A 15,137-nucleotide genomic window follows, 5' to 3' on the forward strand; every position below is an offset into this window, starting at 1 on the left:
TTTACTCCCGCGTCAGCTGGTCGAAGAGGAACCCACCGGAGACGAGCGGCTTGAAGCCACCGACCGAGTCCGCGAGACCGACGAAGCTGGGCATCTCGACCAGCGAGGCGATCGGCACGTTCTCGGCGATGATCTCCAGACCCTCCTCGGTCAGGGCGTCACGCTCCGGGCCCGGCGCCGTCTTGAGGACCTCGACCGAGATCTCGTCCAGACGGGGCAGGTTGATGCCCGAGGTGTTCAGCGCCGACTTGCTGTTCAGGTAGAGGTACAGACCGAAGCCGATGTCCGGCTGCGACGGACGCTCCGTGTAGAGGAACGTCTGGTACTTCTTGCCCGACACGCCGGCCTGGAAGTCCGCCACCGAGGCGACGCCGTTGAGCGTCGCGGTGACGCCGACCTCGGCGAGGTCGCTCTGGATCAGACGAGCGATGTTCTCGGCGTAGGGGCCGGGACGCTCGGCGCTGAAGGCGATCTGGATCTCGAAGCCGTCGCCGTAGCCGGCCTCCTCGAGCAGCTCCTTCGCGAGCTCGGGGTCGTAGGTGCCGATCTCGGGCTGGTCGTCGAACAGGGTCGACGGCTGCGGGTACAGCGCCGGCTCCGCACGGTCCTGGTAGATCGACTCGACGAGCGCGTCGCGGTCGACCGCGTGGTTCAGCGCGACGCGCACCTTCGGATCGCTGAGGATCGGGTCGGTCGTGTTGAACGTCCAGTTGTGACGGAAGACGTCCGGGTTGCTGACCAGCGAGGCGTTCGCGCTGTCGTCGATCGTCGTGAACTGGTCGATCGGCGGCTCGGAGATCATGTCGACCTCGCCGGACGCGAGCAGCTGCGCACGGGCGGAGCCGTCGGGCACGGCCCGGATGATGACCTCGGTGTAGTCGGGCTCGTCGCCGTACCAGGTGTCGCTGGCCTCGAGGCGGACCTCGGTGCCCGGGTCGAACGAGGAGATGTTGTACGGACCGAAGCTGGCCGAGTTCGTGGCGAGCCACTCCGACGCCCACGGATCGGCGTCCGTCGTGTGCTTGGCGATCTCGGTCGCGTCCAGGATGCCCAGGTTCGGGTACGCCATGAGCGAGAGTGCCTGGGCCGACGGGGCCGTCAGGTTGAGCGTGAACGTGTAGTCGTCGATCACGGTGACCGGCTCGGCCGGGTCGACGTTGGTGGTGGGCATCGAGATGCTCGCCTGCAGCGTCGTGGCGCTCGAGGTCATGCGGTCGAACGTGTACTGGACGTCGGCCGTGGTGAGCTCGTTGCCGTACTGGCTCGTGACGCCCTCACGCAGCTTGAACGTGTACTGGGTCTGGTCGTCGTTGACCTCCCAGGACTCGGCGAGACCGGGCTTGATGTCCTCCAGACCGACGATCTCGTCGGCCGGGACGTCCAGGTCGTACGTCGTGATCGTGCCCATGTGTGCGTGGGCGAGGTAGACGTCAGGGTTGCCGCCGTACAGGTTCTGGTCCAGCTCCGTCGGCGTGGACGTCCACGCGATGGTGAGGGGCCCGTCGCCACTGTCCGAACCGCCGCCGCCCCCGCAGGCTGCCGTCGCGAGCAGGGCGACCGTGCCGATCGCGGCACCAGCCTTCCGCTTCATACTCCACTGCATGATCGCTCCGATCCGTGTGATGCACGCCACAGGTGTGCAATGTCTGACATAAAGATATGCAGCCAACGTCAGGGGCGCAATACCCGGCGATGACAATCTTGTAAAGAACTGTCCGACCTATCGCACTAGTCGCAAATCTGCTGATTTTTCAGCGAACTGGCTGCGAGAGGCCGGTCGAGGCGCGAGCTTCGCCGACTCCTTGCCTGAAACATCAGACAATTTGCACGTAACGTACTCGTCTCACACGGCGCCGGCCGGCGTGAACACGCAGACCTCGCAGTCGTCCGTCGGCACCGCGACGTCCGCACCCTCGCCGAGCCACGCGTCGACGAGCCCCATGACCGTGCCGAAGCGGTCGCTCACGAGGGTGCTGGGACCCGGCGCACCCTCGAGGGCGTCGAAGGCCGCCTGCAGGCCGAGGCGGGACGGCTCGATCACCGTCAGGCCGGTGCGCGACGCGAGCGGCTCGGCCACGGCCCACATGCACGTGCACCCGAGCAGGACCGTGTCGGTCCCATCGGCCTCGGCCGCAGCCAGGCAGGTCGCCGCGAGCTGGTCGAGGAGGTCGCCCTCACCCCGGTTCATCCGCGCCTTGATCCCGGCGCCCGTGCCGACGAGCTCGAGCTCGGACTCCGCCGAGAAGTGGTGCACCCCGGCGACGTGCTCACCGCCGGCGTGACGCGCGATCATCTGGTCGTAGAGGTAGGCCATCGACGCGGGCCACACCGTGACGATGCTGACCGGACGGCCCGCGGCGGCCAGGGCCGCCATGGCCGTCTCACCCGCACCGACCACCGGGACCGGCGAGACGGCGCGCAGCCGCTCGAGCCCGTAGTCGCCGAGCGTGTCGATGTAGATCACGTCGCTGGCCGCGGTGATCGCCGCCTCGCCGGCGTCGACCGTCGCGATCTCGGTCACCAGGTGCTCGTACGGGGTCTTCGCCATGAGGCGCACCCGCAGCTCCTGCAGCCGCAGCTGCGTGCCGTCCGGCACCGCAAGCGGAGGCTCCGCCTTGCCGTCGGAGTTGATCATGGTGACCGTGCGAAGGGCCGGTCGGACCACGGCGTCGATCTCGGGCATCTCGGCTCCTCAGGCGTTGTCTGAAAAACCAACATATGCAGCATCCGGGATCACCCACAAGGCTTTCGCGAGATCCACAGCCGACTGTCACCGTCGTGCATCCCGGCTGTCATTTGCCTGAAACACGGCAAACTTTTCGGTGCGGCACCCTGGCCAGACGGTGTCACCATGGCGCATGATCTGTTCTGTCTGACATTTAAGGAGACGCCTGATGGCCCAGCCCGTCCTGACCGAGTCCGATGATCGCGCCGCCGTCCGTTCGGCCGTCGGCGAGCTGCTCCGGCGCCACCTGCCGCCGGAGCGCGCGATCGAGCTGGACGCCTCCGGGACGTTCGACCGCGAGGTCTGGCAGGCGCTCGGCGACGCGGGCTTCCTGGGCCTCGGGACGCCCGAGGAGCTCGGCGGATCGGGTGGTGGCTCCGGCGACGCGCTGGTCGTCGTCGAGGAGGTCGCCCGAGCGCTGCCGAGCCTCGCCGTCGACCTCGTGCTGGCGGGCATGATCTCCCGGGTCCTGGCCGACGTCGAGCACCCGCAGCGCGAGACATGGCTGGCCGGCGCGGCCGCCGGGACCTTCATCGCGTCCTTCGCCCTGAGCGAGCCGGGGGCGGGCACCGACCTCCTGGCCGCCACGACGTCGGCGCGGCCCAGCGGCGACGGCTGGGTGCTGAACGGCCAGAAGGCCTGGATCTCGCTCGCCCTCCACGCCGACACGATCTTCGTCCTCGCGCGGACCGACACCCCGGCGTCGGGTCGCCGCGCCTCCGGCCTCAGCCTGATCGCGATCGACCCCGACCAGCCGGGCGTCACGATCCGGCGCACCTCGATGGCCGGCATGCGTGCGGCTGTGAGCTGCGAGATCTTCCTGGACGACGCGGTCGCCGGGCCCGACGCCATCATCGGCGAGCGCGGCGAGGCGATGCGTCTCCTCGCCGCGACCCTGGACGTCGAGCGGCTCCTGGCCGCCGGCATCAGCCTCGGGATCTCGCGCGGGGCGCTCGACCTCCACCTCGACCACGCGAAGCACCGCCAGGCCTTCGGCCGACCCATCGGCGCGCTGCAGGCCGTCCAGCACCCCGCCGCCGACTCGGCCACGGAGCTCGCCGCCGCCACGGCCCTGACGCGGGCCGCCGCCGACCGCATCGACGCCGGCGACCGCGTCCCGACCCTCACCGCGATGGCGAAGCTCCAGGCCGGCGAGACCGCCGCACGGGTCGTCGACCGCGGCATGCGGGCGATGGGCGCGATGGGCCTCGCCTCGGAGTCGCTCATGCAGATGTACTTCCGCGACGCGCGGCTGCAGCTGTTCAGCCCGATCAGCAACGAGATGACGCGCAACATCATCGGCGAGGCCATGGGCCTCGGCCGGAGCTACTGATGACGGCCGCGATGGAGTTCGACGGCATCGACCACGTCGTCCTCGCCATGTCCGACCTCGACCGGGTCTCCGGTCTCTACGCCGACACCATGGGGTTCTCGGTCAGCCACGACGACCCCTCCCCCGACCCCGCGTGGAGCGAGCTGACCGGTCTCGACCGACCGGTCACGCACGTCCGCAGCCTGGCCCGACCGCGAGCCCAGGGCGGCGCGATCGTGCTGCTGCAGGCGGAAGGCCTGGAGCCGCTGCCCAGCCCCGGACCGCCGGCCCGTCGCGGGCCGTACGCCCTCGACTTCTACGCGCGCGACAGCGACGTGCTGGAGGAACGTCTGCTCGCGGCCGGCTGGACGTTCACGGCCGAGCCGGTTCACTACCCACTCCCCGGCACCGACCTCCCGGTGCGTGAACGCATGCTCGTGCAGGACGACGCCGGCCTGCTGCACGCGATCGTGCAGCACCGGCCGATGGGCACACGGTCGGTCGTGGGCGTCGACGACACCGAGGACTGCAGCGAGGTCGTGGCCGTGGTCTGCATGACCCCCGACCTGGAGGACGCGCGCCGGTTCGCCGCCGACGCCCTCGGCGGGCGGGAGTACTTCCGGGGCGACTTCGAGGGTCCCGCGATGGAGGAGATGCTCGGGATGGCCCCCGGCGAGCGGCTCGAGGCGTCGCTGTACCGCGGGCCGGCCTCGCGCAACGCGCGGCTGGAGTTCGCCTGGCGGCCCGGCAGCACTCCAGGAGATCCGGCCGACCCGGCCCGCGTCACCCTGGGCATCCGGGTCGACGACCTCGCGGTCGCCGAGGGCTGGACCGACCACGGCACCGCCGGACCGGTGGTGCCGCTGCGACTCGGCGACGAGCAGCTGCTCGCTCGACGCTTCTCGTCGCGCTACGACGTCGGCGTGCTGCTGCTGTCGCCCGCCGCGTGAGCCGGCCGGCGGGCCTCACCGCGACGAGCCTGCTGCTGCTCGTGACGATGCTGGCGAGCTTCACACCGACGCCGCTCTACCCGGCGTACCGCGAGGAGTGGGACCTCGGGGACGCCCAGATCAGCTGGATCTTCGCGGGCTACCCGCTCGGGGTGATGGTCGTGCTGGTCGCGCTCGGGGGGATGTCGGACCGGATCGGCCGGATCCCCACACTGCGGGTCGGCGCCGGACTCCTGATCGCCGCCCTGGCGGTGCTCGCCTCCGCCCCGAACCTCGAGGCCCTCGTCGCGGGCCGGCTGCTGCAGGGCGCCGCGACCGGACTGGTCACCGGGGCCGGGGCCGCCGCGCTCATGGACCTGCACCCGCGCGGGTCCGGCGCGGGCACCTCGCGCACGACGCTGATGCTGGCGACCGGCCTCGCGATCGGTCCCCTGCTCGCGGGGCAGGCGACCGCCCACCTGCCCGGCCCGCTCGTCGCCCCGTACGCCGTCACGATCCTGCTGCTGCTCGTGCCGTTCGCGGGCCTCGTCGCGGCCTCCGCCACCCGGCCGGAGCGCACGACCGCCGCACGGCTGATCGCGCCGATCCGCGTCCCCCGGCCGATCCTGGCGCCGGTCGCGCTCGCGGCCGCCTCCGTCGCGACCACGAACGTGACCTTCGCGATGCTCGGCAGCTACGGGCCGGACGTCGTGGCCCGGGTGGCCTCGAGCTCCTCGCCCACGGTCGCGGGCGCGTTCGTCTCCTCGATCCTCGTCCTGGTGGCGCTCGTGCAGGTGCTGGCCCGCGGGAGCCGGACGGTCCTCATGGCCGCAGGCGCGACGGCCACGGCGGCCGGGTGGGGAGCGGTCACGGTCGCGGCGGTCCTGCGAGAGCCGGCGGTGCTGGTCGCCTCGGTCCCCCTCATCGGCATCGGGGCCGGCCTCGGGCTCCACGCCTCGGCCGGCCACGTCGGCGCCGTCTCGCCGCCGGAGCGGCGGGCGGAGATCTACTCCGCCTACCTGCTGTCGGCCTTCGTCGCGCTCGCGCTCGGCGCCTTCGGGCTCGGCGCCGTGGTCGACACGGCCGGCATCACGGCGGCCGCCGGCACCGCGGCGGGCGTCTGCGCGCTCCTCGCGGTCGGCACCGCCCTGGGACTAGGACGGCCCCGTCAGCGATAGGTCTTCACAGCAGACATATCGAAGTGCCAGCCGCGCGAAACACGGGATCATCGACGAGTTTCGCCAGAATTAACAGTGGATCATTGCCAAGCGGAGCCAGCGACCTTAATGTCTGACGTATTAGTGAACATCGTCACACGAGAGGTTCCACCTGATGGAGATCAAGCACACGGGCGACCTGCCCTGGGAGAACGGCCTGGACGTCGTCGACTCGATGACGCCGGAGTTCCGTGATCACCTCGGTCCGATCGAGAAGGTGCGCGAGTCCTACACGAAGTACAAGCAGAAGCGGCTCTTCCACAACCCGGAGACGACCTTTCGCGGCGACCTGATCCACCTCGAGGCCGGGTACGCCGACCTCACCGACGCCTACCACGACACCTGCGAGGAGTCGTTCGTCCTCACGGGCGACAGCACGCTGACGGGCGACGGCACCTACCACGACCGCGGCTACTTCTGGCGGCCGCCGGGCATCGTGCACAGCGCCAGCACCGTCAACGGTCACGTGTCGCTGCTCTTCCTCGAGGGCAAGAGCGAGGGCGACCTCAGCGACTACGCCTCGCGCCGCATCCGCCCCGTCGAGGAGGCCGGGCAGTGCGTCACCGAGCCCGACTGGGACAAGGCGATGGGCACGCGCGGCTGGGTCCGCCTCCAGGTCGACAACGTCCCGTGGATCCGCGGCACCGACTGGGCCCGCACCCAGGGCGACACCTCGCTGCTCGACGTCGAGCACCTCTCGGTCAAGGTCCTCTCGCACAACTACGCCACCGGCGCCCAGTCGATCCTGATCCGCCTGGACCCCGGCTACCGCCAGTCCGGCCCGGTCACGCTCGACAGCTGGATGGGCGTCTTCGTGACGTCGGGCTCGATCACGATGGGCGACGAGACGCTGCGCGAGGGCTCCTGGTTCTCCGCCGAGGGCGACGAGGTCCGACCGGCGTGGGAGAGCGCCGACGGCGCCGAGATGTTCGCCAAGATCTCCGGCTTCCTGGGCGCGTCCGCCGCATGAGCCGCATCCTCGTCGTGGGCCTCGGGGCGATCGGTGGCTACGCCGCCGCCGTGCTCGCCGCGGGCGGGGCCGACGTGTCGGTCCTCGCGCGCGGTCGCACGCTCGACGCCGTCCGCGCAGGCGGACTGCGGATCACCGGAGGCCCCGACGAGGTCACGGCCCATCCGGTCGTGCTCGACCGCCTGGACGACAGCGGCACGTTCGACGTCGTGCTCGTCGCCACGAAGGCGCACGACACGGCCGACGCCGTCGCCGCGGCCGCCGACCACCTCGCCGAGGACGGCGTCGTCGTGGCCCTGCAGAACGGGGTCGGACGCGGCGCCGCGGTCAGCGACCTCCTCGGCCGCGACGCCGGCCTGGACGGCGTCGTCTACCTCGAGGCCCGCATGGAGGAGCCCGGGGTCGTGTCGTTCCTCAGCGGCGCGCGGCGGTTCGAGCTCGGCGACCCGACGCACGGGGCCGACGAGCGGGCCGAGCCGCTCGCGCAGCTGCTCCGTGACGCCGGCCTGAACGCGGTCGCCTCCCCCGATCCCCACACCGCCGCGTGGAAGAAGATGGTGCTGGTCTCGACCGCCAACTCCATGACCGGCGCGACCCGGGCGATGTTCGGCGACCTCATCGCCGACGACGCCGGACGCGCCGTCGCCCAGGCCCTCCTGGCCGAGGGTGCCGCGGTCGCAGCGGCCGACGGCGCCGACCTCGGCACCGACTTCGCCACGGAGGCGTTCGACTTCCTCGTCGACGTCGGGCCGTCGCTGCGCTCCTCGATGCTCCACGACGTGGAGCGCGGACGCCGGACCGAGGTGGACGCGCTCAACGGCGAGGTCGTCCGTCGCGGCGAGGCCCTCGGCGTCGCCACACCGTCCCACCGCGTCATGCAGCTCGTCATCGGCGGCGTCCCCGCCCGCTCCTGACCCACCCACCCCGGAGGCCCCCCATGCACGTCCACGAAGCCATCGCCCACGCCCTCGCCGACGAGGGCACCGACACGATCTTCGGGCTGATGGGGGACGCCAACCTGTTCCTCAGCGACAGCTACGCCCGCAAGCACGGCCGCTTCATCGCGGTCGCGCACGAGGCCGCAGCCGTCCTCGGCGCGTCCGGCTACGCGCGGGCGAGCGGACGGGTGGGCGTGGCGACCGTGACGCACGGCCCCGCCGTGACCAACATCGTGACGCCGCTCGTCGAGGCCGTCCGCTCGCGCACGCCGATCGTCGTCGTCGCCGGCGACACCCCCTTCACCGACCGCGACGGCCTGCAGAACATCGACCAGCGGGCCGTCACCGGGCCCAGCGGTGCCGGCTTCGAGCAGCTGCGCTCCGTCGCGACGCTCTCGACCGACGTGCACCGCGCGTTCCGGCGCGCCCGCACCGAGCGTCGCCCGATCATCCTCAACGTCCCGATCGACCTGCAGTGGCAGGAGACCGACTACGTCCCCGCGGCCCGGCTCGAGGTCGTCGAGCAGCCGGCCCGGCCCAGCGAGGACTCCCTCGACGCCGCCCTGGGCGTGATCGCCTCGGCCCGTCGGCCCGTCGTGCTGGCCGGCATCGGCGTGCGTCGCTCGGGCGCCCGGGACGCCGTGCTGCGCCTCGCGCGCCGCATCGGGGCCCCCGTCGCGACGACCCTCAAGGGTCGCGGGCTCTACGCCGACGAGCCCGAGAACCTCGGCATCTTCGGCACGCTCTCCGACGAGCGCACGACCGCGGTCCTCGACCAGGCGGACTGCGTCATCGTGTTCGGCGCCGCGCTCACCAAGTGGACGACCGCCGAGGGCGCCCTGCTCGACGGCCGTCGCGTCGTCCACGTCGACCGGGACCCGGCGGCGCTGAACGAGCACATCGCGGTCGACGTCCCGGTCGTCGGCGACGCGGCGACCGTCGCCGACGAGATCGTGCGCCAGCTCGACGAGGCCGAGATCGAGGCGACGACCTTCGCCGACCGCGTGCCCGCGCCGGTGCCGGTCGAGCCGGGTCCCGTCCTGACGTCGTCCGGCACCCTCCAGCTGCACCACGTGCTGCACCGTCTCGACGCCGACCTGCCCGCCCGCCGACACATCACGCTCGACTGCGGCCGGTACTTCTTCCACGCCGCACCCCTCGTCGACACCGGCCGCGACGGCTACTACCTGCACACCGTCGAGTTCGGCTCGATCGGGCTCGGCATGGGCACGGCCCTCGGCGTCGCCGCCGTGGACCCGGAGGCGTCGTCGGTCCTGATCTGCGGCGACGGCGGCTTCATGCTCGGCGGCCTGACCGAGTTCAACACCGCCGTGCGGCACGGGCTCGACGTCGTCGTCGTGATCCTCAACGACGCCGCCTACGGCGCGGAGCACATCCAGTTCGTCGACCGCGGCATGGACCCGAGCATGTCGGAGTTCGACTGGCCCGAGCTCGCACACGTCGCCACGGCGCTCGGCGGGACCGGCTTCGCCGTGCGCACCGACGAGGACCTCACGGCGGCCCTCGTGGGCATCGAGGAGCGCACCGGGCCCGTGCTGGTGAACATCCACCTCGACCCGAACGGCATCACCTCAGCCCCCCACTGAGAGCCCACCACCACCTGAGGAGACCTCATGTCCACGACCCGGTTCCGCGTCGCCGCCGCCCACGCGTCCCCCGTCCTGCTCGACCTGGACGCCTCGATCGAGAAGGCCTGCGGCCTGATCGCCGAGGCGGGTGAGGCCGGCGTGCAGCTGCTGGTCTTCCCCGAGGTCTTCGTGCCGGGCTTCCCGTACTGGATCAACCTCTACGCACCCCTCGACCAGTTCGGGCTCAACCTGCGGTACCGCGCGAGCTCCGTGGAGCTGCCCGGGCCGGAGATCGCCCGCGTGCAGGAGGCGGCCCGCGACGCCGCGGTCAACGTCGTGCTCGGCGTCTCCGAGCGCGACGGCGGCACGCTGTACAACACGCAGGTCCACATCGACGAGAACGGCGTGATCCTCGGCAAGCACCGCAAGCTCCAGCCGACCTACGCCGAGCGGTACGTCTGGGGCCAGGGCGACGGCTCCACGCTGAGCGTCTTCGACACCCGGGTCGGCAAGGTCGGCGGGCTGGCCTGCTGGGAGCACACCCTGAACCTGGCCCGTCAGGCCCTGATCGTGCAGGGCGAGCAGATCCACGCCGCCAGCTGGCCGAGCCTGTCGACCCAGCGCGGCATGGAGGACTCCTTCGACCTCCAGGTCGAGGCGATGTCCCGCACCCACGCCCTGACCGGGCAGTGCTTCGTCATCGTCGCCGAGAACCCCCTGACTCAGGACATGATCGACGTCATGGAGTCCGAGCTCGGGCCCCAGGACATCCAGCCCGCCGGTGGCGGCTGGTCGGCGATCATCCATCCCACCGGCACCGACGTCGTCCCGCCGCACACCGGCGCGGAGGAGAAGCTTCTCGTCGCCGACATCGACCTGGCCGACATCGAGTTCCTGAACCTGCTGATCGACGGACGCGGTCACTACGCCCGTCGCGAGGTCCTGCGCCTGTGGATCGACGACGAGCCCAAGGGCACGGTCGTGCACCGCGCCGACACGGGCGAGACCGCCTGACCCGTCACGACACCGGCCGCTGGTGACAGCACCCCTCCCGGCCGTCGCCCGACGGCCGGGAGGAGACTGGACCCCGGTCCTGCTGGGGAGGGAGTCGCATGGGGCGGGTCGCGTGGAGCGCACTGCTGGCGAACTCGGTCCTCGTGCAGGCGGTGACGTTCCTCCTGCGCCCCGCGAGCACCTACCAGGCGATCGCGCTGGACGTGCCGGGTGGCGCGCTCGGTGCGATCGGCGCGACGTTCGCGATCGTGCCGCTGCTGCTCGCGATCCCCGTCGGCGGTCTGGTGGACCGGCTCGGCGAGAAGCGGCTCATGGTCGGCGGCGCCGTGCTGATGATCGGCGCGTCGGTCGTCTTCCTGACGGCCGCCGAGTCCGTCGCGGGACTCGTGGCGGCCAACGCCCTGCTCGGGGCCGCGCACCTGGCGTGCGTCATCGGACAGCAGTCGCTGGTCGCCAACACTGCTGCACCGGGGCAGCTCGACGCCCGGTTCGGCTACTACACCTTCATGGCCTCGCTCGGGCAGGCCGCGGGTCCCAGCCTGATCGCGGCCGTGGCGGGCACCTCGGTGCAGCCCGACACCCGGCCGATCTTCGTTCTGGCCGTCGCGATGAGCACCGTGATGCTCGGGACGTCGCTGCTCGTGCCGCTGCGCCGCCGCACCGCCGCCGAGCGGGCCGAGGCGCGGGGCGGGCTGGTCACGCTGCTGCGCACCCCCGGCCTCGGCCGGGCCCTGACCACGAGCGCGATCATCCTGTCGGCCGTCGACCTGACCCTGGTGTACCTGCCGGCCCTGGGGGCCGAGCGCGAGCTGACGGCCGCGACCGTCGGCGCGCTGCTGACGGTGCGCGCGGTCTTCTCGATGGCCTCGCGGCTCCTGCTCGGACGGTTGTCGGCCTGGCTCGGGCGCACGCGGCTCATGGCGACCTCGATCGTCGTCACGGCCGCGTCCCTCGTCGTGTGCGCCGTGCCGCTGCCACTGCCGGTGCTGATCACGGTGGTGGCGCTGCTCGGGCTCGGGCTCGGGGTGGGTCAGCCGCTCACGATGTCGTGGCTGACCGAGCAGGCCCCGCCGAACCGGCGCGGGCAGGCGCTCTCGCTGCGCCTCGCGGGCAACCGGGTGGGGCAGGTGGTGATCCCCACGGCCCTCGGCGTCGCCGCGGTCGGCACCGGCGCACCGGGCGTGCTGGCCGCCACCGGCGTCGCCGTCGGCGCCTCCGGCCTCCTCCTCCGCGGCTTCAGCATCGACCACACCCCCGACGACCCCACCCCCGACGAATGACCCCTCGCGAGAGACTTTGTTACCCCTCGCGAGTGAGTTCGTCTGTGGACAGGAGTGCAGAACTCACTCCTGTGCACCAACAAGGTCTCTCGTGACCACGAACAAAGTCTCTCGCGAGGGGTACGTCAGGGGAGGGGGGCGGCGAAGAAGGTGCGCTCGTGCTGGGCGGAGGCCCGGAAGGCCTGCCACATCCGCTCCCGCTCCGCCGGGGATGCGGACCTCGCGACGCGCTCCGTGACGGCCCGGGCGTGCCCCGCGGCCTCGGCGAAGGCGGGGTCGCCGTACGTGACGAGCCAGTCGCGGTAGGGATGCTCCGGCGTCGCGGCCGCCGCGAGGCGCACCCCGATGTCGGCGTACATCCAGTAGCAGGGCAGCACGGCGGCGACGGCCTGCGCGTACCCCGCCTCCGCCGACGACCGCAGGTGCTCGACGTACGCAACCGTGGCCGGCGCCGGGTCCACCCGATGGCCGTCGGTCCAGCCCTGGTGCAGCCGCAGCTCCTCCTCGAGGCACTCGGCCGCGCCCTTCGCCCAGAACGCCTTCTCCGCCGGGTCGTCGGCCAGCTCGGCCGTGCGCGCGAGCACGTCGGCGTAGGCGTGCAGGTACTCGGCGTCCTGCGCGAGGTACCAGCCGAACGCCTCCCTCGGCAGGGTGCCTGCGGCCAGCTGCGTGACGAACGGATCGGAGTCGGTGCCGTCGCGCACGTCCGCGATGCGTTCCCACCACTCGGCCGTCACGTCGGTGCGAAGCCCTCCGCGCGACCACAGGCCCGCGAAGTGGCTGACCGGACCATGGCCCTGGCCGACCTCCAGGGCCGCCCCGTGCCGCAGGCTCTCGGTCAGCCACTGCTTCGACCGGTCGACGCTCGCGAACCAGTCGTCGGTCGTCGCCTGCCACGTCGCGACCGCCGACGAGAGCGAGCAGCCCGTCCCGTGCGTCGCCGACGTGTCCACGCGGGGCGCGACGAGCGTGCGCACGGGATCGTCGGCAGCGGCGTCGACGAGCGCGTCGTGGACCACGTCGCCCTCCAGGTGTCCGCCCTTCGCCAGCACGGCGACGCCCCACCGCTCGGAGACGGCCAGGGCCTGACCCACGACGGCGTCCCAGTCGGCGGCAGGCGCCTCGCCCGCGAGCACGGCGAGCTCCGGCACGTTCGGCGTGATGAGGCCCGCCGCGGGCAGCAGCTCCCGCAGGGCCTGCTCGGCCTCGGCCACGAGCAGGCGGTCGCCGCTGGTGGCAACCATGACGGGATCGAGCACGACGACGCGCGGCCGCACCCGCTCGAGCCAGTCCCGGACGACCTCGATCGTGGCGACGTCGCCCAGCATTCCGATCTTGACCGCGTCGATGTCGACGTCGTCGCTCACGGCGACGAGCTGCTCGCGCAGGAAGGTGGCCGGCGGCGTGTGCACCGACCGGACACCGCGGGTGTTCTGCGCGACCAGCGCCGTCACGACGGCCATGCCGTAGCCACCGTTCGCCGCAATGCTCTTGAGGTCGGCCTGGATCCCGGCGCCCCCGGTCGGGTCCGTGCCCGCGATCGAGAGGACGCGCGGGACGGGTCGGGGCCCGTTCATCGGTCGGCTCCCGTCCAGGCGACGCGGTAGGCGCGGGCGGCGGCCTCGGGGTCGGCAGCCCCGCAGATGCCGGACACGACCGCGAGGCCCGCCAGGCCCGAGCCGTGGAGCGCCCGCGCGTCGGCGACGGTCACGCCACCGATCGCGACGGCGGGCACCGCCGCGAGGGCCACCCGCTCGCGCATGCCCTCGAGCCCCAGAGCCGGTGGTGCGTCGGTCTTGGTCGGCGTGCCGTGCAGCGCCCCGATGCCGACGTGGTCGACGATCGCCGGGTCGACGACCGCGAGCTCGGCCGGTGTCGCGGCACTGAGCCCCAGCAGCGCGTCCGGACCGATCGCGGCCCGGACGTCCTCCACGGGGTCGTCGTCCTGGCCGACGTGCACACCGGTGACGGCGATGCCGGCGGCCCGCGCATCGAGGAAGGCCGTGACGTCGTCGTTGACGACCAGGGGCACGCCGGCGGGAAGGACCTCGGCCACCGAGCCGAGCACGTCGAGCAGCTGCTGACGCGATGCGTTCTTCTCGCGCACCTGCACCGCGGTGACGCCGCCGGCCACGCCGGCCGCGACGACCGCCGGCAGCGTGTGGCCCGCGGCGGCCGCGACCGCGGAGTCGGTCACGAGGTACAGCGTCAGGTCGGTCACGACAGTGCGGCGCGGGTGCGCAGGTCGTCGCCCGACACCGTGGCCAGGGCGTCGAGGAAGCCGACGGCGAAGGAGCCCGGGCCGCGGGCGCCGTCCGCTGCCAGCTCGGCCGCGACCGTGTAGGTGGTCGCCGCGGCGACCGTCGCGAGGAAGGGATCCGGCTCGACGGCCGCGAAGGCCGCCATGACCGCACCGAGCGCGCAGCCGCCGCCCGTGACCTTCGTCAGCAGCACGTCGCCGTTGGCGATCCGCGCGACGCGGTCGCCGTCGGTCACGAGGTCGACCGGACCCGAGACGGCCACGACGGTGCCCGCCGACCGGGCCAGCTCGCGCGCGACGTCCGCGGCAACGTCGACCTCGTCGAGAGCGTCGACGCCCCGCCCACCCGCACCGGCACCCGCGAGGGCCAGGATCTCCGAGGCGTTGCCGCGCACGACGGTCGGGCTCGCGTCGCGCAGCCGGTGCGCGAGCTCGGTGCGCACGGGCAGCGCACCGATCGCGACCGGGTCGAGCACCCACGGCGTCCCCGCCTCGGCGGCGGCCGCCACCGCGACCTCGATCGCGGCCCGCAGCTCGGCGTGCGGCGTGCCGAGGTTGACCAGCACGCCTCCGGCCACGCCCGCGAACATCCCGGACTCCTCCGGGATGTCGACCATGGCCGGCGCGGCGCCGACCGCGAGCAGCGTGTTGGCCGTGAAGTTCACGACCACGTCGTTGGTGAGGCAGTGCACGAGCGGACCCGTGGCCCGCACCCGGTCGAGCGCGTCGACCGACGCGGCGAGCAGGTCAGAGGTGGTGGAGGACGACGTCATCGAGGGACATCCCTTCGCTAGTTCGAGCTAGAGCAGGTTCGGCGGGTGTGTTCTCAGCCCCACTGGGGCACCCCGTGTCTGTCGGTCAGGCTAGCCGACGGCCGATGTGCCCCACCGCACCGCCGGGGCG

Annotated in this window: 13 protein-coding genes and 1 riboswitch; of the genes, 8 read left to right on the forward strand and 5 right to left on the reverse strand. The window is 72.4% G+C overall.

What is annotated here, in order from left to right:
* Position 1 precedes the first annotated feature (1 nt).
* Positions 2-1,591 carry an ABC transporter substrate-binding protein gene (locus LO931_RS04630; RefSeq protein ID WP_229052111.1) on the reverse strand — a complete coding sequence of 530 codons (1,590 nt, stop codon included), beginning with the start codon at positions 1,589-1,591 and terminating at the stop codon, positions 2-4.
* A gap of 252 nt (positions 1,592-1,843) precedes the next feature.
* Complete coding sequence (locus LO931_RS04635) at positions 1,844-2,683, reverse strand: aspartate/glutamate racemase family protein (RefSeq protein ID WP_229052112.1); 840 nt, start codon at positions 2,681-2,683, stop codon at positions 1,844-1,846.
* Between the two features lie 211 nt (positions 2,684-2,894).
* On the opposite strand from LO931_RS04635, the gene LO931_RS04640 reads away from it, so the two are divergent.
* From LO931_RS04640 to LO931_RS04675, 8 genes are all read left to right on the forward strand, one after another.
* A complete protein-coding gene (locus LO931_RS04640) occupies positions 2,895-4,058 on the forward strand; it encodes an acyl-CoA dehydrogenase family protein (RefSeq protein ID WP_229052113.1) in 1,164 nt (387 codons plus the stop codon).
* Complete coding sequence (locus tag LO931_RS04645; protein WP_229052114.1) at positions 4,058-4,987, forward strand: hypothetical protein; 930 nt, start codon at positions 4,058-4,060, stop codon at positions 4,985-4,987. The genes LO931_RS04640 and LO931_RS04645 overlap by 1 nt, the downstream gene beginning before the upstream one ends.
* A complete protein-coding gene (locus tag LO931_RS04650; RefSeq protein WP_229052115.1) occupies positions 4,984-6,144 on the forward strand; it encodes an MFS transporter in 1,161 nt (386 codons plus the stop codon). Before LO931_RS04645 ends, LO931_RS04650 begins: the two co-directional genes overlap by 4 nt.
* Positions 6,145-6,298: 154 nt before the next feature.
* Entirely contained in the window at positions 6,299-7,153 is an 855-nt protein-coding gene (locus LO931_RS04655; protein ID WP_229052116.1) for a hypothetical protein, read from the forward strand.
* Positions 7,150-8,067, forward strand: coding sequence for a ketopantoate reductase family protein (locus tag LO931_RS04660; protein WP_229052117.1), 918 nt, complete (start codon positions 7,150-7,152; stop codon positions 8,065-8,067). Before LO931_RS04655 ends, LO931_RS04660 begins: the two co-directional genes overlap by 4 nt.
* A 23-nt stretch (positions 8,068-8,090) precedes the next feature.
* On the forward strand, positions 8,091-9,698 hold the full coding sequence (locus tag LO931_RS04665; RefSeq protein WP_229052118.1) for a thiamine pyrophosphate-binding protein: 1,608 nt from the start codon (positions 8,091-8,093) through the stop codon (positions 9,696-9,698).
* A gap of 27 nt (positions 9,699-9,725) precedes the next feature.
* On the forward strand, positions 9,726-10,694 hold the full coding sequence (locus LO931_RS04670; RefSeq protein WP_229052119.1) for a carbon-nitrogen hydrolase family protein: 969 nt from the start codon (positions 9,726-9,728) through the stop codon (positions 10,692-10,694).
* A gap of 98 nt (positions 10,695-10,792) precedes the next feature.
* Positions 10,793-11,974 carry an MFS transporter gene (locus LO931_RS04675; RefSeq protein ID WP_229052120.1) on the forward strand — a complete coding sequence of 394 codons (1,182 nt, stop codon included), beginning with the start codon at positions 10,793-10,795 and terminating at the stop codon, positions 11,972-11,974.
* Positions 11,975-12,099: 125 nt separating this feature from the next.
* Here LO931_RS04675 and thiD read toward each other — a convergent pair whose 3' ends face one another.
* The 3 genes from thiD to thiM form a co-directional block, all read right to left on the reverse strand.
* A complete protein-coding gene (gene thiD, locus LO931_RS04680) occupies positions 12,100-13,551 on the reverse strand; it encodes a bifunctional hydroxymethylpyrimidine kinase/phosphomethylpyrimidine kinase (protein WP_229052121.1) in 1,452 nt (483 codons plus the stop codon).
* Positions 13,548-14,195, reverse strand: coding sequence for a thiamine phosphate synthase (thiE, locus tag LO931_RS04685; protein ID WP_229052122.1), 648 nt, complete (start codon positions 14,193-14,195; stop codon positions 13,548-13,550). The genes thiD and thiE overlap by 4 nt, the downstream gene beginning before the upstream one ends.
* Positions 14,192-15,007 (reverse strand): hydroxyethylthiazole kinase, encoded by an 816-nt coding sequence (thiM, locus tag LO931_RS04690; protein ID WP_229052123.1) that lies wholly within the window; start codon positions 15,005-15,007, stop codon positions 14,192-14,194. Before thiM ends, thiE begins: the two co-directional genes overlap by 4 nt.
* A riboswitch (TPP riboswitch) is annotated at positions 15,000-15,092 on the reverse strand. Its footprint overlaps the gene before it by 8 nt.
* Between the last annotated feature and the right edge of the window lie 45 nt (positions 15,093-15,137).

The sequence above is a fragment of the Aeromicrobium sp. Leaf350 genome, assembly GCF_916858655.1.
GTDB lineage: Bacteria > Actinomycetota > Actinomycetes > Propionibacteriales > Nocardioidaceae > Aeromicrobium.

What these genes read in the sequence shown, in the direction of transcription:
- LO931_RS04640 (WP_229052113.1), top strand. Translation starts at nt 2,895, where the DNA reads ATGGCCCAGCCCGTCCTGACCGAGTCCGATGATCGCGCCGCCGTCCGT.
- LO931_RS04630 (WP_229052111.1), bottom strand. Translation starts at nt 1,591, where the DNA reads ATGAAGCGGAAGGCTGGTGCCGCGATCGGCACGGTCGCCCTGCTCGCG.
- LO931_RS04670 (WP_229052119.1), top strand. Translation starts at nt 9,726, where the DNA reads ATGTCCACGACCCGGTTCCGCGTCGCCGCCGCCCACGCGTCCCCCGTC.
- LO931_RS04635 (WP_229052112.1), bottom strand. Translation starts at nt 2,683, where the DNA reads ATGCCCGAGATCGACGCCGTGGTCCGACCGGCCCTTCGCACGGTCACC.
- thiM (WP_229052123.1), bottom strand. Translation starts at nt 15,007, where the DNA reads ATGACGTCGTCCTCCACCACCTCTGACCTGCTCGCCGCGTCGGTCGAC.
- LO931_RS04675 (WP_229052120.1), top strand. Translation starts at nt 10,793, where the DNA reads ATGGGGCGGGTCGCGTGGAGCGCACTGCTGGCGAACTCGGTCCTCGTG.
- LO931_RS04665 (WP_229052118.1), top strand. Translation starts at nt 8,091, where the DNA reads ATGCACGTCCACGAAGCCATCGCCCACGCCCTCGCCGACGAGGGCACC.
- thiD (WP_229052121.1), bottom strand. Translation starts at nt 13,551, where the DNA reads ATGAACGGGCCCCGACCCGTCCCGCGCGTCCTCTCGATCGCGGGCACG.
- LO931_RS04660 (WP_229052117.1), top strand. Translation starts at nt 7,150, where the DNA reads ATGAGCCGCATCCTCGTCGTGGGCCTCGGGGCGATCGGTGGCTACGCC.
- LO931_RS04655 (WP_229052116.1), top strand. Translation starts at nt 6,299, where the DNA reads ATGGAGATCAAGCACACGGGCGACCTGCCCTGGGAGAACGGCCTGGAC.
- LO931_RS04645 (WP_229052114.1), top strand. Translation starts at nt 4,058, where the DNA reads ATGACGGCCGCGATGGAGTTCGACGGCATCGACCACGTCGTCCTCGCC.